Annotated in this window: 16 protein-coding genes; 11 read left to right on the plus strand and 5 right to left on the minus strand. The window is 67.5% G+C overall.

Annotated features, from left to right (window positions below; genetic code table 11):
• The first annotated feature begins 18 nt into the window (after nucleotides 1-18).
• Genes KV697_RS13625 through KV697_RS13635 form a run of 3 tightly spaced genes read left to right on the plus strand, consistent with a single transcriptional unit; the run spans nucleotide 19 to nucleotide 2,914 of the window.
• Entirely contained in the window at nucleotides 19-1,023 is a 1,005-nt protein-coding gene (locus KV697_RS13625) for a hypothetical protein (protein ID WP_219018644.1), read from the plus strand.
• Nucleotides 1,020-2,168 carry a glycosyltransferase gene (locus tag KV697_RS13630; RefSeq protein WP_219018645.1) on the plus strand — a complete coding sequence of 383 codons (1,149 nt, stop codon included), beginning with the start codon at nucleotides 1,020-1,022 and terminating at the stop codon, nucleotides 2,166-2,168. Before KV697_RS13625 ends, KV697_RS13630 begins: the two co-directional genes overlap by 4 nt.
• Nucleotides 2,165-2,914, plus strand: a complete 750-nt coding sequence (locus KV697_RS13635; RefSeq protein WP_219018646.1) for a polysaccharide deacetylase family protein — start codon at nucleotides 2,165-2,167, stop codon at nucleotides 2,912-2,914. Before KV697_RS13630 ends, KV697_RS13635 begins: the two co-directional genes overlap by 4 nt.
• A 55-nt stretch (nucleotides 2,915-2,969) precedes the next feature.
• Here the strand turns inward: KV697_RS13635 and KV697_RS13640 are convergent, their stop codons facing one another.
• From KV697_RS13640 to KV697_RS13655, 4 genes are all read right to left on the minus strand, one after another.
• The gene (locus KV697_RS13640) at nucleotides 2,970-3,308 is read right to left on the minus strand and encodes a glycine zipper 2TM domain-containing protein (protein ID WP_219018647.1); all 339 of its coding nucleotides are present in this window, start codon (nucleotides 3,306-3,308) and stop codon (nucleotides 2,970-2,972) included.
• 274 nt (nucleotides 3,309-3,582) lie between these two features.
• Entirely contained in the window at nucleotides 3,583-5,037 is a 1,455-nt protein-coding gene (locus KV697_RS13645; protein ID WP_219018648.1) for an efflux transporter outer membrane subunit, read from the minus strand.
• Nucleotides 5,034-8,204 carry an efflux RND transporter permease subunit gene (locus tag KV697_RS13650; protein ID WP_219018649.1) on the minus strand — a complete coding sequence of 1,057 codons (3,171 nt, stop codon included), beginning with the start codon at nucleotides 8,202-8,204 and terminating at the stop codon, nucleotides 5,034-5,036. Before KV697_RS13650 ends, KV697_RS13645 begins: the two co-directional genes overlap by 4 nt.
• A gap of 38 nt (nucleotides 8,205-8,242) precedes the next feature.
• Nucleotides 8,243-9,496: an efflux RND transporter periplasmic adaptor subunit gene (locus KV697_RS13655; RefSeq protein ID WP_219018650.1), complete on the minus strand. Its 1,254-nt coding sequence runs from the start codon at nucleotides 9,494-9,496 to the stop codon at nucleotides 8,243-8,245.
• 280 nt (nucleotides 9,497-9,776) lie between these two features.
• Between KV697_RS13655 and KV697_RS13660 the strand changes: the two genes are divergently transcribed.
• From KV697_RS13660 to KV697_RS13695, 8 genes are all read left to right on the plus strand, one after another.
• Nucleotides 9,777-10,307 carry a sigma-70 family RNA polymerase sigma factor gene (locus KV697_RS13660; RefSeq protein WP_257575338.1) on the plus strand — a complete coding sequence of 177 codons (531 nt, stop codon included), beginning with the start codon at nucleotides 9,777-9,779 and terminating at the stop codon, nucleotides 10,305-10,307.
• A gap of 82 nt (nucleotides 10,308-10,389) precedes the next feature.
• The gene (locus KV697_RS13665; RefSeq protein WP_219018651.1) at nucleotides 10,390-11,388 is read left to right on the plus strand and encodes a FecR family protein; all 999 of its coding nucleotides are present in this window, start codon (nucleotides 10,390-10,392) and stop codon (nucleotides 11,386-11,388) included.
• A gap of 58 nt (nucleotides 11,389-11,446) precedes the next feature.
• Entirely contained in the window at nucleotides 11,447-13,783 is a 2,337-nt protein-coding gene (locus KV697_RS13670; RefSeq protein ID WP_219018652.1) for a TonB-dependent receptor domain-containing protein, read from the plus strand.
• A 76-nt stretch (nucleotides 13,784-13,859) separates the two neighbouring features.
• On the plus strand, nucleotides 13,860-14,066 hold the full coding sequence (locus KV697_RS13675) for a hypothetical protein (RefSeq protein ID WP_219018653.1): 207 nt from the start codon (nucleotides 13,860-13,862) through the stop codon (nucleotides 14,064-14,066).
• 74 nt (nucleotides 14,067-14,140) lie between these two features.
• Nucleotides 14,141-14,788 (plus strand): class I SAM-dependent methyltransferase, encoded by a 648-nt coding sequence (locus tag KV697_RS13680; protein ID WP_219018654.1) that lies wholly within the window; start codon nucleotides 14,141-14,143, stop codon nucleotides 14,786-14,788.
• A gap of 580 nt (nucleotides 14,789-15,368) precedes the next feature.
• Nucleotides 15,369-15,716, plus strand: coding sequence for an HU family DNA-binding protein (locus KV697_RS13685; protein WP_219018655.1), 348 nt, complete (start codon nucleotides 15,369-15,371; stop codon nucleotides 15,714-15,716).
• A gap of 154 nt (nucleotides 15,717-15,870) precedes the next feature.
• A complete protein-coding gene (locus KV697_RS13690; protein WP_219018656.1) occupies nucleotides 15,871-17,820 on the plus strand; it encodes an ATP-binding protein in 1,950 nt (649 codons plus the stop codon).
• A gap of 94 nt (nucleotides 17,821-17,914) precedes the next feature.
• Complete coding sequence (locus KV697_RS13695; RefSeq protein ID WP_219018657.1) at nucleotides 17,915-19,636, plus strand: thiamine pyrophosphate-dependent enzyme; 1,722 nt, start codon at nucleotides 17,915-17,917, stop codon at nucleotides 19,634-19,636.
• Here the strand turns inward: KV697_RS13695 and KV697_RS20315 are convergent.
• Nucleotides 19,555-19,971, minus strand: coding sequence for a hypothetical protein (locus KV697_RS20315; RefSeq protein WP_374011365.1), 417 nt, complete (start codon nucleotides 19,969-19,971; stop codon nucleotides 19,555-19,557). The two genes, KV697_RS13695 and KV697_RS20315, sit on opposite strands and share 82 nt — an antisense overlap.
• Nucleotides 19,972-20,066 lie beyond the last annotated feature (95 nt).

Consider the following 20,066-nt stretch of genomic DNA (forward strand, 5'->3'; position numbering starts at 1 on the left):
CTGCCCGGGGCCGTGGTAATGATGTTCGTGGGGTGGCAGCTGGCCCATTTCGGCTATCGCGACCTGATCGGCATGCTGCCGTCGCGGCCCGGCTTCTACGTGGCGCTGATCATGCTCTACCTGACCCTTCCCGTATCGGAGATGGTGATCTTCCGGCGGGTCTGGGGCGTGCCCGCGAACGTCCTGTTCCCGCTGCTGAGGAAGGCGGTCATCAACGACGTGGTCCTGAGCTACGGAGGAGAGGTCGCGCTGTACGCCTGGGCGAGGCGCAGCCTGGACGGACGGATCGCGCCGTTCGGCGCCATCAAGGACGTGAGCGTGCTTTCCGCCGTGGTCGGGAACCTCGTGACGCTCGTCACGATGATGATCATCGCGCCGCTCGCGATCCGCTACGTGCCGCCAGACACGATCGTGCCGACTGCGGCCTCCGTTCTGCTGCTGCTCGTCGCACCGCTGCTGGTCCTCGTGTTCTCCCGCCGGGTCTTCAGCCTGCCGGGAGACGATCTGCGCTTCATCGCGAGGGTGCACCTCGCGAGGCTGGTGGCTTCCCTCGTGCTGACGGCTATGTTGTGGCGGATGGTCCTGCCGGGCGTGGCGCTGAGCTACTGCATCGGGCTTCTCGCGCTGAGGCTGTTGGTGTCGAGATTGCCGCTGGTCCCCAACAAGGACATGCTGTTCGCGTCCATCGTGGTGCTGGTCGTCGGTCATGACAACGCGGTGGCCGTTCTCATCTCGCTGACCGCAATGGCCTTCCTCGCCTTGCACTTGGCGTGCTTCTCCCTCCTGACCATCGCCGGGATGCTCCGTCGGCATCTGACGGCGCGTCGGTGGTGTCGCCTTCGCCGCTCACCGGTTTTCTGGTGCCGCCGAGCGCGCGTCGCGCAACGCAGGAATTCCGGCAAGAGTCTTGCCCGGCTGGCGACTCCGGTTTCTACCCCTGGACGTTGGCGGCGACCCGGTTCGCCCGTGCGACGCGCCCGGGCTCCGCGCGTGCCGTCAACGGCGCCCGGCCTGAGCGGATGAGGATCGTCGACGTAAGCGGCTTCTACGCGGCCGGAGGGGGAGGCGTCCGCCGCTACGTGGAGGCCAAGCTCGCCTATGCCCACGCCAACGGCGACGAGGTGATCGTCGTCGCCCCCGGCGCAGACGATCGTCTTGAAGGACGCCGCGGAGGGGCCGTGCGCTGGGTGGCGGCGCCCCGTTTCCCTCTCGATCGCCGCTACCGCATGCTGGTGAATGCCGGACCGATACATCGGCTGCTCGACGAACTGCGCCCGGACATCGTCGAGGCGTCATCTCCGTGGCGCACTGCCGCGATCGTGGCGGAATGGGGCGGCGATGCGCCGAAGCACTGGATCATGCACGCCGATCCGCTTGCCGCATACCCGTACCGCTGGTTCGATCGGCTCGTAAGCCATCGGACGATCGATGCCGGGTTCGGTTGGTACTGGCGCTACATGCGCCGGATGGCGCCGGCGTACGCCAGCATAGTGTGCCCCAACGGTTGGCTGGCCTCCAGGCTTCTGAAGGGCGGCATGCCTCAGGCATGCGCGATACCTTTCGGCGTGGAGCCGGGCGTGTTCTCCCCCCGACTCCGCGACGAGGGACTGCGACGCCGCCTACTCGCGGCCTGCGGACGATCCCCGGACGGCCTGCTGCTGCTGGGTGTGGGCCGACACTCGCCCGAGAAGAACTGGCCGCTCGCCATCGAGGCGGCGCGGGTGGCGGGAGCTTGGCGCGAGGTCGCATTGGTGCTGGTGGGCGACGGACGAGACACGTCCGCCGTCCTCCAGGCGGCGGCCGGCAATCCGCACGTCCGCCTGCTGGCGCCGACGTCGGATAGGGCTGCGTTGGCCGGGCTGATGGCCAGTTCGGACGCTTTGATCCACGCGTGCGCCGCCGAGACGTTCTGCTTCGTCGCGGCCGAAGCCGCCGCATCGGGGATTCCGGTTCTCGCACCCGATGTGGGTGGGGCCCGCTACGCGGCAGGCGATGCCGCCAGGCTCTACAGATCCGGCGACGCGGCGAGTGCCGCCGGAGCGATAATCCGGTTGGAAGGCGCGAGACCGCGCGCCTCCTCGCCCTCATTCGGAAGGAGACGTTCCATGACCGATCACTTCGTCGAGCTGTTCGATCGCTACCGCGCCTCGCTGGGGAGGGCGGCATGATCCACGGCGGGAAGCGACTGCTGGCCTCGATCCACGACGTGTCGCCACGCTTCGAAAGCGAGGTCGACGAGCTCGTCGACCGTCTGCAGGACCACCTCGGTGGCCCCCGCTTCGCGATGCTGGTCATTCCCGATCACTGGAACTCCGCGCCCATCCTACGCGGCGACGCCTTCGCGTCGCGACTTCGGCGCTGGAGCGAGAGCGGGATCGAGGTCGTTCTGCATGGCTGGAACCACCTGGACCGCTCCCGTCATCGCGGCGTCGCCGGTCTGAAGGGCCGCCACATGACGGCGGGGGAAGGCGAGTTCCTTGGGATGGGCAGGGAGGAGGCGCTGCGGCGGCTCAGGCGTGGTCGGTCGCTGCTGGAGGACATCACGGGATCGCGCGTGGACATGTTCGTGGCGCCGGCCTGGCTCTACTCGGAGGGGGCGCGCATCGCCCTCGCGGAGGAGGGCTTCCGCATCGCCGAGGACCACTGGCGGGTCTGGTCGCCAGAGAAGGAGGACAAGGTGCTGGCGCGCGGCCCGGTCGTGACCTGGGCGAGCCGCTCGGCTTGGCGGCGCATCAGCTCCCGCGCGGCAGCGGCGGTTCTGCGTGCATCGCTCCATCCTCTCCCGACGGTACGCGTGGCCGTCCATCCGGGCGATCTGAACTCGGACCGTCTGATCGCGAGCATCGACCGGACGTTCGCCGCGTTCGCGGATCGCCGCCCGATGCGCTATGCGGACCTCCTGGGCGGCGGGTGATCTCCGCCCGGTGCCCCAGGCACCGGGCGGACGTCGCGGATCAGCAGTCGTAGTCTTAGCCGCGGGCGCCGACGAGGTCGCCGAGCAAACTGCCGCCAGCCGCGCCGATGGCGGTGTTGGCCAGCTTGTTCCGGTTGGAGGTCAGGTGCCCGAGCACGCCGCCGGCCAGTGCGCCAACGACAGCGCCCTTGCCCTTCCGCCACGGGCGGGGTTCGGCGGCCTGCGCGACGACCGGAGCGCCGTCTCGACCGTCGCGATATCCCTGATCGTAACCGTGTTCGCGTCCGTCCTGGTAGTCGTAGTCGTAGTGCTCGGGCTCGTCGTCTTCGACGACGACGCGCTCCCGCACCAAGCGCTGAGCATTCGCCGGCATGGACGTCGTGGTGACCAGCAAATGGTGGCGGTGGCGGTAGTGATGAGCTTACGCATGACGAGCTCCTTGTCCCGGCCCTGATGCATTCCGGCCTTCATTGCTTCGACGAAGCCGTGATCGGGACACTTCACATTTGGTCGGGTCACCCGTTCACTGGCGGCATCGGTTCGACGGCCGCCGCCGCGAGGCGGCGCGGGCGCCCGCCCCGAACCGGAGAGGGGGCGCCTCGTTGGAAGACGTTGGCGCTGCCAAAGGCGGATCATGCGCTTTCCGCGACGACTCCCTGCACCGGCCGTCAGCTCTCCGCCGGCGGAGAGCCTCTCTCCCTCCATCCACCACCGAGGGCCTGGAACAGGCCGACCGTGTCCGAAAGCTGAGTGACGCGTGCGTCGACGATGCGAAGCTGCGCTTCCGCTGCCGACGATGCCGCGTTCAGTGCCTCCAGCGAGCCCGAGGCACCGAGTTCGATCTGACGGGTCACCATCAACCGGTTACGCTCCGCCGCCGCGTTACCCTCGTCGGCGGCGCGGAGCGCCTCCCGGTCCTCGCGCAAGGCCACGAGGGCGTCCGACACGTTGGTGAGCGCGGCCAGCACCACGCCGCGGTACTGGGCGCGTGCGCCGTCCAACGCCGCTTCGGCGGACGCCTGCTGACGGCGCAGAGCGCCGCCGCGCACGATCGGCTGGGCGATGCCGCCGACCAGCGTCGAGAACAGGTTGCCGCCGGAGAACATCCTGCCGAATTCTATCGCCCGGCCGCCCAGGTTGCCCGTGAGGGTGATGGATGGAAGACGAGCGGCGACCGCGACGCCGACGTCGGCGCTGGCGGCGTGCATCTGCGCCTCGGCGGCGCGGACGTCGGGTCGCTGCGCGACCAGATCGGCCGGCAGCGTGAGCGGCATCGACGGCGGAAGACGCAACGCGTCGAGAGCGATCGGCGGGATCGGCGCGGAGCCCGGTTCGCGACCCAGCAGCACGTCGATGCCGGCGCGTTCATGCGCCTCCGCCTTGATGAGCGGGGGAAGCACCGCCTCGGCACGCGACAGCGCCGCACGCTGCGCTTCGATCTCCGCCGCCCCGACGTCGCCGAGCGTATGGCGGCGCAGGAAGGCCGCGAGGAACGCGCGGCGGAACACGATGGCGCGCCGCGCGGCGGCCAGCTGGTCGTGGATGCCCGCAAGACGGATCGCGGCGAGAGCGGTGCTGCTGGCGATGGTGAGGCGAGCGGCATCGAGTCGGTGCGCCTGGACCTCCGCCGTCGCACGAGCGGACTCGAGTCTCCGGGCGAGCCCGCCGAACACGTCGAGCGGGTAGCTTATCGAGAGCTGCGCGGTGCTGAGCGTGTAGTTGTAGCGCTTGTCGTCGGCCAGCACGCCGGACAGGGACCGTGAAGTACGCGTCTTCTCGCCCTGGACGCCGGCATCGATCGAGGGAAGCCGAGCTGAACCGGCCACGTCGGCCAGCGCTCCGTACTGTCGGAGGGAGGCTTCGGCTGCGGCGATGTCGTTGTTGCGTCGCAGCGCCTCCTCGATCATCGCGTCGAGATCCGGATTCGCGAACTGCTCCCACCAGCGTTCGGGGACCTTCGCGCCGACGATGACCGGCGAGCCGACGGCCCCCGCGCCGCTACCCGCTGTTGATGCGAGCGGGTAGCCGAGGCTCGTCGGCGGCGCTGGCGGCCTGAAGTCGGGCCCGACCGTGCATCCTCCGAGCATGAGGGCGACGAGGGTTACGTAGCGATTGCGGCTCATGCCAGCGCCTTTCCATCGGCTGCGGCCGTATGCTCGGCCTCGGTGGATTCCCGATCGTCCCGGGATCTTCTTCGCGAGAAGAGGTCGATCAGGACCGGCTGGACCAGGAGGATGAGGATCGGGGCGAGGGTCATTCCACCGACCACGACGAGCGCCAGCGGCTTTTGCACCTGGCTGCCGATGCCGGTGGACAATGCCGCCGGCAGCAGACCGATCGCCGCCACCAGGCAGGTCATGAGGACCGGCCTCAGGCTCTCCTCGCACGCACGATGGAGTGCGGCGGCTCGTTCGAGACCTTCATCGAGCGCCTGGTTGAAGGCGGTCAGCACGATGATCCCGTCCATGACCGACACGCCGAGAAGCGCGATGAACCCGATGGCGGCCGATATGCTGAACGGCGTACCCGTCAACGCGAGGGTCAGGACTCCGCCGACCAGCGCCATGGGCATGACGGACGCGGCGAGCAGCATGTCGCGCGCGGAGCCGAAGTTCATGAACAGCAGGAGGAGGATGAGCGCAAGGCTGGCCGGCACGACTAGCTTCAGACGCGCGATGGCGCTGTCGAGATTGCCAAGCTCTCCCGCCCATTCGATGTGATAGCCGGGCGGAAGCTTCACCTGCGCGGCGACCTTCGCCTGCGCTTCGCCAACCGTGCTTCCCAGATCGCGTCCACGGACCGCGAACTTGATCGGGAGGTAGCGCTCCTGCTGCTGGCGATAGATGAAGGACGCTCCCGACGTGAGGTGGACGTCGGCGAGTTCCGACAGCGGCACCTGCCGGGTTCCGCCCCCGGCGACCGGCGCGCCGACGGTGATGCGGCGGATGGCCTCCAGGCCGTCCCGCTGCTCCGGCCTGAGGCGGACGATGATGGGGAAGTTGCGGTCGCTGGAGCGTTCGTAGAGGCGGCCGGCCTCCTGTCCCCCGATGGCGGCCCGCACCACGTCGTTCACGTCGCCCGTGTCGAGCCCGTAGCGGGCGGTGCGTTCACGGTCGACGTCGATCCTCACCGTCGGCTGCCCGAGGAGCGGGAAGGCGGCGAGATCCGCGACGCCCTCGACGCCCGCCATGACGTCGCGGACCCGGTCGCCGAGCCGCTGCAGAGTCTCGAGGTCGGGGCCGAAGAGCTTCACCGCGTTGGCGCCCTTCACGCCGGACGACGATTCGCTCACGTTGTCCTCGATGTACTGCGAGAAGGAGAAGTCGACGCCGGGGAAGCGGGCACGCAGCCGGTCGTTCATGCGCTTCGTCAGCTCCTCTTTCGAGATGTGCCCCGGCCAGTCGGCCATCGGCTTCAGAGGAGCGAAGAACTCGGCGTTCGAGAACCCGGACGGATCGGTGCCGTCGTCGGGACGTCCTTGGTGCGACACCACCGTCTCGACCTCCGGGTAGCCGTCGATGATGCGACGGATGTCGTTCACGACGTGCTGTCCTTCCTCGATGGAGATCGAGGAGGGAAGGCTGGCGCGGATCCACATGTTGCCCTCCTCGAGACGAGGCAGGAACTCGACGCCGAGCGAGCGGACTCCGACCACCGTGCATGCCAGGAGCAGCGCCGCAACGCCTACCGTCACGGCCCGCCGTCCGAGAGCGAAGGCGGCCGCCGGTCGGTACGCGTGGCGGATGGACCGCACGATCCACGTCTCGGCTTCGGAGAGGCGATCGGGCAGCAGCAGCGCGGAAAGGACCGGCGAGATGGTGAACGTGGCGATCAGTCCGCCGATGATCGCGTAGGCGTAGGTCTTGGCCATCGGACCGAAGATGTGACCTTCCACTCCGGAAAGGGTGAATAGCGGGATGAAGCTGGCGATGATGATCGCCGCGGCAAAGAAGATCCCGCGATTGACCTCCCTGGCCGCCGCGAGGATCGTCGTGATCCGGCCCGACGTGGTGTCGGGAGGCGCGTCGTCGCCTCTGGCATGCGATCGCTCGGCCAGGCGTCGGTAGATGTTCTCCACCATGATGACGGTGGCGTCGACGATCAGGCCGAAGTCCAACGCGCCCACGGACAGGAGGTTGGCGCTCTCGCCCTGGATGGTCAGGATCAGCACGGCGAAGGACAACGCGAACGGGATCGTGGTGGCGACGATCAGCGCCGATCGCAGATTGCCGAGGAACAGCCATTGGATGATGAAGATCAGCAGGATGCCTTCGGCCATGCTGTGCAGGACGGTTCTGGTGGTGAGGCCGATCAGTCCGGAGCGGTCGTAGATCCTTTCCAGCTTGACGCCCGGCGGCAGGGCGCCCGACGCGTTGATCTCCGCCACCTTCGCCTTGATCGCGGCGATCGTCGGCGACGACTTGGCGCTTCGGTGCATGATGACGATGCCCTGAACGATGTCGTCGTCCGCGTCCTCGCCGGATATGCCGGTGCGAGGCACGTTGCCGACGCGTACCTTCGCCACGTCGCGTACGGTCACCGGCACGCCGTTGTTCTCGCCGATCAGCACGGATTCGATCTGTGCCGGATAGTGGATGAGGCCTAGTCCGCGCACGATGGCCGACTGCGGCCCGAAGTTGATGGTCTGGCCGCCGACGTTGGCGTTGCTCTTTCCGAGTGCCGTCAGTACCTGCGGCACGGTCATGCCGTTGGCGACGAGCCTGTCGTTGTCGATGACGACCTCGTAGGTGCGCGTCTTGCCGCCCCAGCTGATGACGTCGATCACGCCGGGGACGGTCTTTATGCGTCGCTCGACGACCCAGTCCTGAAGGGTCTTGAGATCCATGACGGAGTATCCCGCCCCCTTCACGCGGTAGCGGAACACGTCTCCGATCGGAGAGGTCGGCGAGATGGCGGGCTTGGCGTCGTACGGCAGCGGAGGCAGCTGGGAGAGGCGATTGATGATGTTCTGCCGACCCTCGTCGTAGGACACGTCGTAGCTGAACTGCACGCGGATGTCGGACAGGCCGAACAGCGTCGATGCGCGGACCGCCGTGACGTGCGGGATGCCGGCGAGCTGGACTTCGAGCGGCACGGTGATGTTGCGCTCGATCTCCTCGGCGGAGAGGCCCGGCGCCTGCGTCACGATCTCCACCATCGGCGGGACGGGATCAGGGTAGGCTTCGATGTTGAGGCGGCTGAACGCGAAGCCGCCCGCGCCGAGGAGGGTGAGCAGCAGGATGACCACGAGCGTGCGGTGACGCAGCGCGGAGGCGACGATCTTGTCCATCGATTTTCCAGAGTTCAGAAGGGTGTCTTCGGCGCCGATCAGCGCGTCTTGGCGGCTTCGTTGACGAAGATCGCTCCGCCGGTGACGAGCCGTTCGCCAGGATCGAGGCCGCGTACGACCTGGACCTGGTCGCCGTCGCGCTCCGCCACCGTCACGAGGCGCGGCGACAGCGCGCCGCCTGGCCCCTCGACCCATACCCGGGCGGTGTCGCCTTCGTAGATGACGGCGCTGGCGGGGATCAGCAGGGCAGGGGCTCCGGGACGCGTCGACCTGATGGCGAAGTTGGCGAACATGTCGGGCTTCAGCGCGCCGTCCGGGTTCGCGATCGTGGCGCGCACGGGAAGACGGTGGGTTGTCGGGTCTATCGCGGCGCCCACCTGTGCGACCCGTGCGTCGAACCGTCTGCCGGGCCACGCTGGCGTAGTGACCTCGACCGCGTCGCCGACGTGGACCCTGGCCGCGTCCCGCTCCGCGATCTGAGCGACCAGCCACACGGCCGAGGGATCCGTGATGACGAAGGCCGCCGATCCCTTGCCGTCGATGAACTGTCCCGTGGCGACGTCCCGCTTCGCGATGACGCCGCCGATCGGCGCGCGGACAGTCGTCTCCGTCGCCGCCGCTCCGGGGCGTCGCTGGAACCGCCGCACGTCGTCGTCGGACATGCCGTAGACGGTGAGCCGTCCCCTCGCTGCCGCGAGCGCCGCGGCGGCCGTGCGTTCGGCGCCCTGCGCGACCGCGACTTCGGCTTGGGCCTGCTGGTAGTCCTTCAGAGCCCCGCCCGCCGTGCGGTATATCTCGCCGACGCGCGCCGCGTTGGCATCCGCCAGCTTCAACTGCGACAACGAGGTGTCGTGCTGCGCGGACGCACTCGCGAGGGCATCGCGCGCTTCGACGACCTCCGTCGACTTCACCGTCATGAGAGGCTGTCCGGGTACGACACGCTGACCCGGCTCCACGAGCAGCCTTGTGACGAGCCCTGAGAAGGGCGGAGAGACCGGCGTGCTCCGGTTTCCATCCACCTGGATGGTGCCCGTGGCCGCGATGGCGTCCGAGATGCGGCCTGCGGCGCCGATCCTCTGGATCGTGAGTCCCGCAAGCGCGGTCGGTGACAGGTGGAGCGTGGACTTCGGGTCGGGCGATCCGGAAGCGGTGGAAGGACTGGCGTCCGTCGATCCGGCGACGCCTGCCGCCGCGAACGCTGCTCCGATCAGGCCTAGGCCCAGGCATGTCGCGAGCAGTCGAGTTCGACGTCGAAGCCGCAAATGTCGAGGAAGCGATGATAGTAAGGTCATGATTGCTGGTCCCTTCGCGGACGCGACGCCGTTCGGTCGCCTTCGCGATAGACGAGGACCTGTTGTTCGCGCCTCACGGGACGACCTATGATCGAACGCGCAAGCAAGCGGGCCGCGAAGAAGGTTCAGCGTGCGAGCGGATATGGCACTGGCCGTCCCTCACACCGACGCCTTAGGCTGACCTTAAGGACGCGGTCGCTAGCGTGACGCTCGGATTGAGGTGGTCGCACCACCGCTTCGTCTCTGACGAAGTCCGGCCGATTTCCGGCGGTGATCAGGGGTGTCGATCCTGAAGATGATGCATACGAACACGCTGGTCGAGGCGTTCCTGACGCGGCGTGACGACCTCAGGCGGTATTTCGCTGCGCGCGTCGGAGACGCCGAAGCCGACGACCTCGTTCAGGAGACGTATCTGCGCGCGGCGGCCACATCCGCGGAGGCCTCGGTGCGCAGTCCCGGAGCCTACCTCTATCGGCTCGGCGCGAACGTCATGCTCGACCGGATACGACAGCAGCGTGCGCGGCGAGCCCGGGATGGTGACTGGCACGACGCGACGGTCACGTGCGCGGCGGGTGGCGACGACATGGACGATGCCGCGCCGGCCGACAGGACGCTCATCGCGCGCGAGAGACTGCGGAGACTTTCGGAAGCCTTGGGGGAGTTGCCGGAGGCGGTTCAGCGCACCTTCCGGCTTCACAAGATCGAGGGTCTCTCCCACGGTGAGGTGGCGGCCCGGCTGGGGGTTTCGCGCAGTCTGGTCGAGAAGCACATGATGCGCGCGCTCAAGCATCTGCTCACCGTCGCGGAATGAGGATGGGATCGTTGAAGAAAGAACTTGGGCGCCTGTGTGGTGGAACGCCGCGGGCTTCGTCTTCGATGCACGGGGCTTCTAATTGGATGAACAGGCGATGAGACAGGGCGAGACGTCCGGAAGCCGCGAGGACCAGGCGGTGTCCTGGTTCGTGAGGCTGCAGGAATGCGATGACGAAGCCGTGTGGTTCGCCCACCGCGAGTGGCTGGAGGCGACGCCGGCGAACGCGGAGGCATACGACGCGGTCGAAGCGCTCTGGATCGACGCGGACGCGCTGCGGGAGCGGGAGCCAGAGCCAGAGCGGGAGGACGTGTCCGCGCCGGTGATCGACCTCGCCGAACGGCGGACATCGCGGCGGCGCGTCCTTGTGTGGGTGCCCGCAGCGGCCGCCGCGGCGCTCGTGGCGATGGTGGCGGGTCCGCAGGCATCGCGTCTGCTCGCTCCGGCCGACGAGACGTTCCGGACCGATGCGACGCACGCCCGGGAGGTGGCTCTGGCCGACGGATCGCGCCTGACGCTCGGTCGGAACACCGAGGTTTCGGTCCGGTTCTCGGACGCCGAGCGCGGCGTGACGCTCGCGTCGGGCCAGGCCGCCTTCGACGTGCGGCACGACTCCTCCCGTCCCTTCGTCATCTCGGCCGGCGACCGCGACGTCCGGGTGCTGGGCACCGAGTTCGACGTGCTGAGGCGCGACGGAGCGTTCGGCGTCTCGGTGCGGCGGGGGCTCGTCTCCGTATCGGATGCCGCGGACGCCGGAGCGGTGACGCGGCTCCCCGCGGGCAAGGCGCTGCTCCGTCTACGTGGCGAAAGCCGCGATCGCGTGAGCGACGTCGATCTCGACAACGCGCTGGCATGGAGGGACGGACGTCTCACCTACATGAACAGCACGCTCGCCAACGTCGCGCAGGACTACCAGCGTTACGTCGGGAAGCCCGTATCGGTCGCAAGCGACGCGAGGGACCTCCAAGTCTCCGGCGTGGTGACCGCGCGTGACGAGGACGACCTGATCCGACAGCTCGAGCTGCTTCTTCCGATCCGCATCCTCCGGACCGAAGCGGGTCGGGAAATCGTCAAGAGGTAGACCGTCGCCCTTGTCGCGTGCGTTGGATCCATGCCGTGCCGCTCGTGCGGTGCTGCCGGTGGCGGCGTTGTTCGTCGCGCCCTGTGCGGTCAAGGCGCAGGGGCGCCGCGTCGACGTCGCCGCCGGCTCGCTTGCCAATGCCATCATCGCGCTGGCTCGGCAGACCGGGACGACCATCGTCACGTCGGACGCCGCCGCGCCCGGCGTCCGCGTGAGGGGCGTCCACGGCCTGCTGACCGTCGACGCGGCGTTGAGGGCGATGCTCGCGGGCACGAACTTCGAAGGCGCTCGTCTGAACGCCACGACGTTCGTCGTGAGACGGCGTCCCCCGCCTCCGCGCCGGCCCGTGCTCCCGCCGCGCAGGCCGCCTCCGCCGCCGGATACCGGTCCGGACATCGTGGTCACGGCGACCAAGATCGACCAGCCCCTGTCCACGTTCAACGGCACCGCGCACGTGCTATCGCTCGACGCCCCCGGATTGCGGGGTGCGGAGGGGCGGGGTTCGGCGGCGATCGTCGACCAGCTGCCTATCATGGCCTCGACCGGGCTGGGCCCCGGGCGCGACAAGCTCTTCGTGCGCGGGATAGCGGACAGCAGCTTCTCCGGCTCCACCCAGGCCGCAGTCGGCCAGTATCTCGGCGAAGTCCGCCTCAACTACAACGCACCCGATCCGAGTCTCGCGCTGTACGATCTATCCGGAATCGAGGTTCTCGAGGGGCCGCAGTCCACGCTGTACGGAGCCGGCTCGCTGGGCGGCATCCTCCGGCTCGTGCCCCGCAGGCCCGTCGCCGGCCGATGGGAGGGGAGCGTCACCTCGGCGGTCTCGCTCGCGGCGAACGGGCGATCCGGTACGGACCTCGCCGGAGTGCTGAACGTGCCGCTCGGCACGCGCTCCGCCGCCAGGATCGTCGCCTACCGGAACACGGTGTCGGGTGCAGTTGACGACGTCGGACGCGGTCTCCGGGCGGTCGGGGACTATCGCACGACTGGGGCTCGCGCGATGGTCGCACTGCCGGTCGGCGATGGATGGTCGATCGACCTGACGGGAGCCCATCAGGTCATCGACCATTCGGATGCCCGCTACGCGGAGGGCCCGCGCGACCCGCCCTCGCGCTCCTCGGCGATCGCTCAGCCGGCCGGCATCCGGTTCTCGCTCGCAGCCGTCACGCTGCGCAAGCGCTGGAACAGCGGCCTGGAACTGGTCAGCACCTCGTCGATGGTGAGCAACGACGCCCGCGCTCGATACGACCTGTCGAAGATCGTGGCGGGGGTCTCGAGCGACAGCCGCGACCGGGCGAGAGTGATCAGCCACGAGACGCGTCTGTCGCGGACCAAGCGACGGGGCGGGTGGGTGCTCGGTCTCCATGCGATGAGCAGCTCTGACCTGCTGGCGACAACGCTGACCGGCGCCGATGTCGAAACCCGCGGCAGCGAGGTCGGCACCGGAGTCGTCGATGCCGCGTTGTTCGGAGAAGCGACGGTGCCCGTGTCGCGAACGTGGACCGCGACCGTCGGCGGTCGCATCTCGTATTCCGAGGTGCGCGTCTCCGGCGAGCTGCCGTCGGCGGTCGATCCGTCCCGCTTGTCCACGCTGGACGGCGGAACGACCAGGTTTCTTCCCTCCGCCGCGCTCGGCTGGCATCCCATCGCAGGCGCGTCGGCGTATCTCCGCTACCAACGCGGCTATCGCGTGGGCGGCCTCACCATCCATCCTCTCAGCGATCCCTACGGTACCCTGCCGGATTACATGGTGAACGTCTTCCACCCGGACTCACTGGACATGGTGGAGATCGGCGTCCGGTTCGGTCGGACCAAAAACTCGCCGTTGACCGGAATGATCGCGCTGTCCGCCACGAGATGGAAGCGCATCCAGGCCGACCTGTTCGATTCCTACGGCCCGTTCACCGGGAACGTCGGCGATGGGCGCATCCTCGGCATCGAGACGAGCGTCGGTTGGCACGTGACGCCGAGCCTGACCCTCTCCGCAGCGGCGTTCGTGGCCGACACCACCCTTTACCGCGACGAAACGGCCTCCCGCCCTTCAAACCGCCAGTGGCTGCCCAACATACCGCTTGCGACCGCCCGTCTTGATGCGGAGTGGAGGTCGCGGATCGGTGATGCCGACCTCACGCTGCGAGGTCGAACACGGTACGTCGGCCTGTCGCGTCTCGGCGTGGGTGAGGACCTGTCGATACGGCAGGGCGACTATCTCGAGGTCGGCACGGGCGCCGAGATCATTATCGATGGACGCAGTCTCTTCCTCGACGTCGACAACCTGTTCGACGTGCGCGGCAACCGCTTCGCGCTCGGGAACCCCTTCACGGCCATGAGCGGTGATCAGCGGACACCGCTCCAGCCGCGGACCGTGCGGGTGGGAGCTCGGTTCACCTTCTGAGCGGAGTTGAGGTGGTCGTCTATCGCCTTCGTCCATGCGTCAGCGGCCTCGACGCCGCGGATGGAAGGAACATTCGATGAAGATTCTAGCTCTGATCGCCGCCTCCACGCTCATCGCGGCTCCAGCTGTCGCGCAGACGCAGACCGGGACGAAGCCTGCACGACCGGCTCCCCGGGCGACGAAGGTTGCTGCGCCGGTGAAGACCGTGACTGCCAAGGACGCCAAGGTGAAGGTGGAGCACGCGAAGCGGGAAGCTCCCTCAAAGCCCCGCCCCAAGCGCTGAGCAGGCCGGCGCCCGCCGTCCGACGACGGGCGCCACCTTCACGAAGGAACCTCAAATGGACGACGAGGCTACCGATGCGCGTTAGGGGTGTCTTCGCCACGCTCTCCGACCGCCTGCGCCAGGCACTGTCGCGCGTCGGCCTGCGCGCGGGGGAGTACGACGGCGACTACGACCGCCTGTCGCGTCTCTACCGGCTTCCGGACCCGTGGCGTCTCGGACGGCCCCAGGAGGTCGAGCGATATCGCCGTACGAACGACATCATCAGGCTGCTGGCGCCGGAGCGCGGCGCCCTGCTGGAGATCGGTTCGGGGGAAGGGCATCACACTCAGCACCTGATGGAGGTGGCCAGCGCGGTCGTCGGTATCGAGATCAGCGCCGAAGCCGTCAGACGTGCGCGCGACCGAGTTCCGAGCGCCACCTTCCACCGGGGACGCGGAGAGGATCTCGAGCTTATCGTCGGCGATCGACGCTTCGCGGTGGCCACCGCGTGCGAGGTCCTGTGCTACTCGCCCGCGGCGCATTTCATCCTGGAGCAGATGGCGAGGGTCGCCGATCGCGTGGTCGTGACGACCTACGAAGGACAGGAGCGGCGGGTCGCGCCGCTCTTCCACGACGACCGTTGGATCCGCCTCCCCGACATCGTCGTCGGACGATACCGGTGGCACTGCAGGGTGTGGACGTCCGACGCCCGGCCGAGTGCGCCTGAGTGTCGACCTTCCTGAGTACGATGGAGAACGGACGGTATCTGCTGGAGAAGCGATCGGCGGGTCCGGACCGATGGAACGGGATCGAGCGCCAAGTCAGGGGGGCTCAGAACGACGACAATGCCGCGGCGATCATCGCCCAGCAAGAGAGGGTCAGAACAAGGAGTATTATCAGGCGTGCGCGTCGGGAAAGCGGACGGTCCAAGTCGACAACTCCATCTTCATGTGCTTGGCTGATCCAGCGCGGCTCCAGGAGAGAAGCCGTCGACCTCCAGCACCACCGAGACGAAGTCGGCGTCCGAGTGCCTCAGCGAAGCCCATCGTTCGGAATGTCGATTTGAAGGAGGACTATGCCGTGTTGCGGGGCTACGATGCGTACCTCCCACAGTTGAGCAGGGTACGATGGGTCCGCCGGCATCCGGATGCGCGGCACCGACTGAACAGGAAAATCGTTCCGCGGATGTGAGGTGGTCCTCGATCGGCTTCGTCTCAAGGCGTCGAAACCTGCGACGATCCGCTGCCGGATCTTAGGCGCCGGGGAGGGCGTCCGGAGTACAGCATCAGCTGGGCCGACGTTCCCGCCGGGAACGGAGTGCCAATGAACAAGTCCCAGCTGATCGAGAGCCTGCTAGACGCCGAACCGCATCTGCGACGCCGGGACGTGGCGCGGGCGGTGAACGCTTTCTTCGACTGCATCATCGAGGGCTTGGGCAGAGGGGCGCGGATAGAGATCCGAGGGTTCGGCGGCTTCTCCACGCGACCCCGCGGCACCCGCACTGCGCGAAATCCCAAGAACGGTCAGTTCGTCGAACTCGGCCCGACACGCATCCCGTACTTCCGCGCCTCGAAGATGATGAGGCCGCGCCTGAACGCTGGCGCGTCCCCGCGTGAGGCGGTGCTGATGGGAAAGCTCGTCAAACGATCGTCTCCTCGCAGCAAGGCGTGATCCGCAACCGAAGCCGATCGGGCGGGTGGGTTGGTCGGATCGAATATCGTTTCGGTTGGGCGGCTGGCGGATGGCGCAATTCGAAGCGTCGAGATCAGGAGGCTGACGTGCACTTCGCGGAAGGAGGAAGCAGATTGCCGGAAGGGTCGCGGGCATGAGGCGTTCGCTCAGTCTGACTGTATTGGCCGGAGCGATCCCCATCGTCGCATTGTGCGCGACCTTCGGTGCGATGACGTTGCGAAACGAGCAGGAGACGATCGCGGCTCGTGGCCGCACCAACGCCAACCTGGCTGCGACGCTCGTCGAGGAGATGCTTCGAAGCAACGTCGAAGCTGTCAGGATGGTGGCGCAATCGCCGGCTATCGACGTTGGAAGGCCCGACATGGGACGTTTCGCCGTCCTCGCTCGTCGCATTCTCGCCGCTCAGAGCGATTGGAAGGCGATCATCCTGACGGACGCGGCCGGTGGAGTGCTCTTCAGCACGCTGTCCAAGGGCGGGACGGCGGACCGACCGACGATCGCAGTGGGTCGACGCGGCGGAATGCGCGAGCCGTTCGCTATCGGGGTCGGGCCCGTCTTCATCGACTCGAGCGGCGAACGCGTCTTCAACGTCTCCGTCCCGGTGGGAAGGCGGGAACGGCCTCGACTCATCGTCTCGGCGTCCATTCCCGTGGGCAGTCTGAAGCGACTCATGAACGTGGAGCCGCTCGATGCGGGCTGGACCGCCTCCGTGGTCACGCGGTCCGGCCCCGCGCTGATCGTTCCCGATGCCCAACGAGCTCCGGTCGCCACCGAGCCGCGTCCCGTCGAAATGTGGATGCCCATACGCGGATCGTCGTGGGCGGTGAGGATCACCGCGCCGGCGCAGGCATTCCTGGCTCCGGTGCGACGTGCCGCGCTCCTGCTGCTCGGTGCGGCCGCGGTCTGCGCCTTGCTCCTGGCGTTGCTGACGCGGAGGCTGGCGCTCGAACTCCGGCAGGAACGCCGGCGCGAGGCATCCGACCTGCAGCGTCAGCGCATGGAGGCGCTGGGTCGTCTCACCGGCGGCGTGGCGCACGACTTCAACAACCTGCTAACCCCGATCATCATCGGCCTGGACGTCGCGAGCCAACGGACGATCGACGCCGGAACCAAACAGCACCTGGGGGCGGCCCTGGCGGCGTCGGAGCGCGCCAAGACGTTGGTCAGCCGTCTGCTTTCATTCTCCCGTCAGCAGCAGCTCTCGCCCGAGGCGATCGAGCCAAGTGTTCTGATCGAAGACATCAAAGGCCTGATCGAGGGCCTGGTGACCCCGTCGATCACCGTAGCGGTCGAGATGGAGCAGGATCTCTGCCCCGTGAAGGCCGACCGCAACCAGCTCGAACTCGCTGTCCTGAACCTCGTCGTCAATGCGCGCGACGCGATGGCCGGAGGGGGGCTGCTGAAGGTTTCCGCCGCGCGCGTCTTCCGGGACAATGGAGCCTCACTCGGCAACGGGGAGCATGTTGCGATCACCGTGTCGGATAGCGGGACCGGCATGGATGCGGCGACGTTGGCGTGCGCAGTCGATCCGTTCTTCACCACGAAGCCCGTGGGAAAGGGGACGGGCCTCGGCCTGTCGATGGTCGACGGTTTCGCCGTCCAGTCGGGAGGAGCGTTCATCCTCGAAAGCGAATGCGGGAAAGGCACGAGAGCTAGCATAATCCTGCCCTGTACCAGCGAGCGACCGGTGCCTTCACTGGCGGCGACCGACGTCGAGGCTCCCGGGGGGCTCGAGATCCTGCTCGTCGATGACGACCAGAGGGTGCGTCGTGCCTGTGCCGAGGTGCTGCGAGAGGCGGGGCACAAGGTCGTCGAGGCGGGCGACGTGGATGACGCCCTGACCGTGCTGGCTGCGCAGAGCGGCATAGGCATGGTCATCACGGACTTCGTCATGCCCGGAAGGTCCGGAGCCCACTTGATCGCTTGTCTGAAGGCCGAATGGCCTCACGTCGCGATTCTGATGGTCACGGGATACGCCGAGGATCAGATCGATTCGCCAGTGGGCGTGAACCTCCTGCTCAAGCCATTCCGAGGCTCCGCTCTTCTAGAAGCGGTCGATCAAGCGACGAGAAGATCGAACTGAGGGACGGATCTCGGACCGTTGCGCATCAGGAACAGATCGCCGCGACATCTATTGACCAAGATCAAGACGGCAATCAATCAACAGAAGGTGGATGATGACGCGACGTGTGGCCGATGTGATCGTGGAAACGCTAGCCGCTGCAGGCGCGAAGCGCTGTTATGGCGTACCGGGCGACACGCTCAATTACGTCACCGACGCCATCCGCCGCAGCGACATGCGCTGGATCCATGTCCGGCATGAAGAGGCCGGTGCCTTTGCCGCTGGGGCCGACGCGCTGCTGACCGGCGAACTGGCGCTGTGCGCCGGATCGTGCGGCCCCGGCAGCCTGCATTTCATCAACGGGGTCTGGGAATCGAACAGGAACCGCGCGCCGGTGGTGCTCATCGCCAGCCAGATCGTGCAGGACGAACTCGGCTTCGACTTCCCGCAGGAGGTAGACTTCAAGTCGGTCTACGCCAAAGGTACCGTCTTCTGCGAAGAGATCCGCACCCCCGCCCAGGCGAGGCGGATGACGGCGATGGCCGCGCAGGCGGCGCTCTCCAAGCGTGGCGTCGCGGTCCTGATCGTGCCGGTCGACGTGTCCAAGGCCGAGGCGCCCGACGAACCGGACTTTGCCGTCCACCGTGCCGCACCAGTGATCCGTCCGTCGGATGGGGAATTGGCCCGGATCGCCGATGCGCTCAACAGCGGCGAGCGGATCGCCATCTATGGCGGCTCGGGCTGCGAGCACGCGCATGACGCGGTCGTCGCCCTCGCCCAGCGGTTGCAGGCCCCGGTCGCGCGGACCAGCCGGGCCAAGGACTTTCTGGAACACGACAACCCCTATGACGTCGGCATGACCGGCGTGTTCGGTACGGCGGGCGGCTATCAGGCGCTGATGGACTGCGACACGCTGCTGCTGCTCGGCTGCGACTTTGCGTGGCGGCAATTCTATCCGAGCAAGGCGACGATCATCCAGATCGACGTGGAGGGCACGCATCTGGGCCGTCGCCATCCGATCGACATCGCGGCGGTGGGGACGATCGCCGACACGCTCAAGGCGCTGATCCCGTTGGTCACCCCGCGTGAGGATCGCAGTTTCCTGGACCATGCCCTGTCGCATGCGCAAAAGGCGGAAGCCGCGCTCGATGCGCGCCAGACGGCCGGGCACCGCGAGGTGATCCATCCACAATATCTGACCGGGTTGATCGCGCAACATGCCGCGACGGATGCGGTCTTCACCGCCGATGGCGGCTCGCCCATGGTCTGGTGCCTGCGCCACATCCCGTCGACCGGCGCGAACCGGACGGTGGTCAGCCTCAGCCACGGGACGATGGCGAATGCCATGCCGCAGGCGCTGGGTGCGCAGGCTGCCTATCCGGGGCGGCAGGTCATTTCCATGTCGGGTGACGGCGGGCTGACCATGCTGCTGGGCGACATGCTGACCGCGGTGCAGGAGCACCTGCCGATCAAGGTCGTCGTCTTCAACAACGGCACGCTCGGTTTCGTCGAGATCGAGCAGAAGGTAGAGGGGCTGCTCGACACCTTCACCAACCTGCAGAACCCCGATTTCGGCCGCATGGCGGAGGCCATGGGCTGGTGGGGCCGGCGGGTCGAACATCCCGATGCGCTCGACGATGCCGTGAGGGCATGGCTTGCCGAACCCGGCCCCGCACTGCTGGATGTCGTAACGGTGCGCGACGAGTTGGTCATGCCGCCCAAGATCGAACCCGGACAGGTATTCGGCATGGCCCTCTATTCGGCCAAGGGTATCCTCTCTGGTCCCAAGGAAGCGACCAACGTCATGGACATGCTCAAAAACGCGATCCTTCCATGAAGGACGAGCCTGGACTGAGGCTCAATCAGAGCCAGAAAGCAAATGCGGTTGCGATGGCGACGCTTGAGAGGAAGTTGATGGCGAGTCTGTCGTAGCGGGTGGCGACACGGCGGAAATCCTTGAGATGGCAGAAGGCGTTCTCGATGAGGTGCCTGCCACGGTATCGGGTCCCTGCCGTATCGGATGGCTCGTTTCCGGGCGCGTCGCCCCGGCATGACGGGAACGGCTCCAGCGTCGCAGAGTGAGCGGCGCAGCCGGTCGGCGTCGTAGCCCTTGTCAGCAAGGAGGTAGCGCATGCGACCGGCCCGCTCGAGGAGCGCAGGTGCCGCTTTCACGTCGCCGACGTTGCAGATGATCGCACCGATAATTTGTCGAACGTCGATAGGTTTTCATATCTCAAGAGCTCCACAGCCGCGAATGACCGACTGGC

This window comes from Sphingomonas sanguinis (genome assembly GCF_019297835.1).
Lineage (GTDB): Bacteria > Pseudomonadota > Alphaproteobacteria > Sphingomonadales > Sphingomonadaceae > Sphingomonas > Sphingomonas sanguinis_D.

What these genes read in the sequence shown, in the direction of transcription:
- KV697_RS13625 (WP_219018644.1), top strand. Translation starts at nt 19, where the DNA reads ATGATGTTCGTGGGGTGGCAGCTGGCCCATTTCGGCTATCGCGACCTG.
- KV697_RS13630 (WP_219018645.1), top strand. Translation starts at nt 1,020, where the DNA reads ATGAGGATCGTCGACGTAAGCGGCTTCTACGCGGCCGGAGGGGGAGGC.
- KV697_RS13635 (WP_219018646.1), top strand. Translation starts at nt 2,165, where the DNA reads ATGATCCACGGCGGGAAGCGACTGCTGGCCTCGATCCACGACGTGTCG.
- KV697_RS13645 (WP_219018648.1), bottom strand. Translation starts at nt 5,037, where the DNA reads ATGAGCCGCAATCGCTACGTAACCCTCGTCGCCCTCATGCTCGGAGGA.
- KV697_RS13650 (WP_219018649.1), bottom strand. Translation starts at nt 8,204, where the DNA reads ATGGACAAGATCGTCGCCTCCGCGCTGCGTCACCGCACGCTCGTGGTC.
- KV697_RS13655 (WP_219018650.1), bottom strand. Translation starts at nt 9,496, where the DNA reads ATGACCTTACTATCATCGCTTCCTCGACATTTGCGGCTTCGACGTCGA.
- KV697_RS13675 (WP_219018653.1), top strand. Translation starts at nt 13,860, where the DNA reads ATGAAGATTCTAGCTCTGATCGCCGCCTCCACGCTCATCGCGGCTCCA.
- KV697_RS13680 (WP_219018654.1), top strand. Translation starts at nt 14,141, where the DNA reads ATGCGCGTTAGGGGTGTCTTCGCCACGCTCTCCGACCGCCTGCGCCAG.
- KV697_RS13685 (WP_219018655.1), top strand. Translation starts at nt 15,369, where the DNA reads ATGAACAAGTCCCAGCTGATCGAGAGCCTGCTAGACGCCGAACCGCAT.
- KV697_RS13690 (WP_219018656.1), top strand. Translation starts at nt 15,871, where the DNA reads ATGAGGCGTTCGCTCAGTCTGACTGTATTGGCCGGAGCGATCCCCATC.
- KV697_RS13695 (WP_219018657.1), top strand. Translation starts at nt 17,915, where the DNA reads ATGACGCGACGTGTGGCCGATGTGATCGTGGAAACGCTAGCCGCTGCA.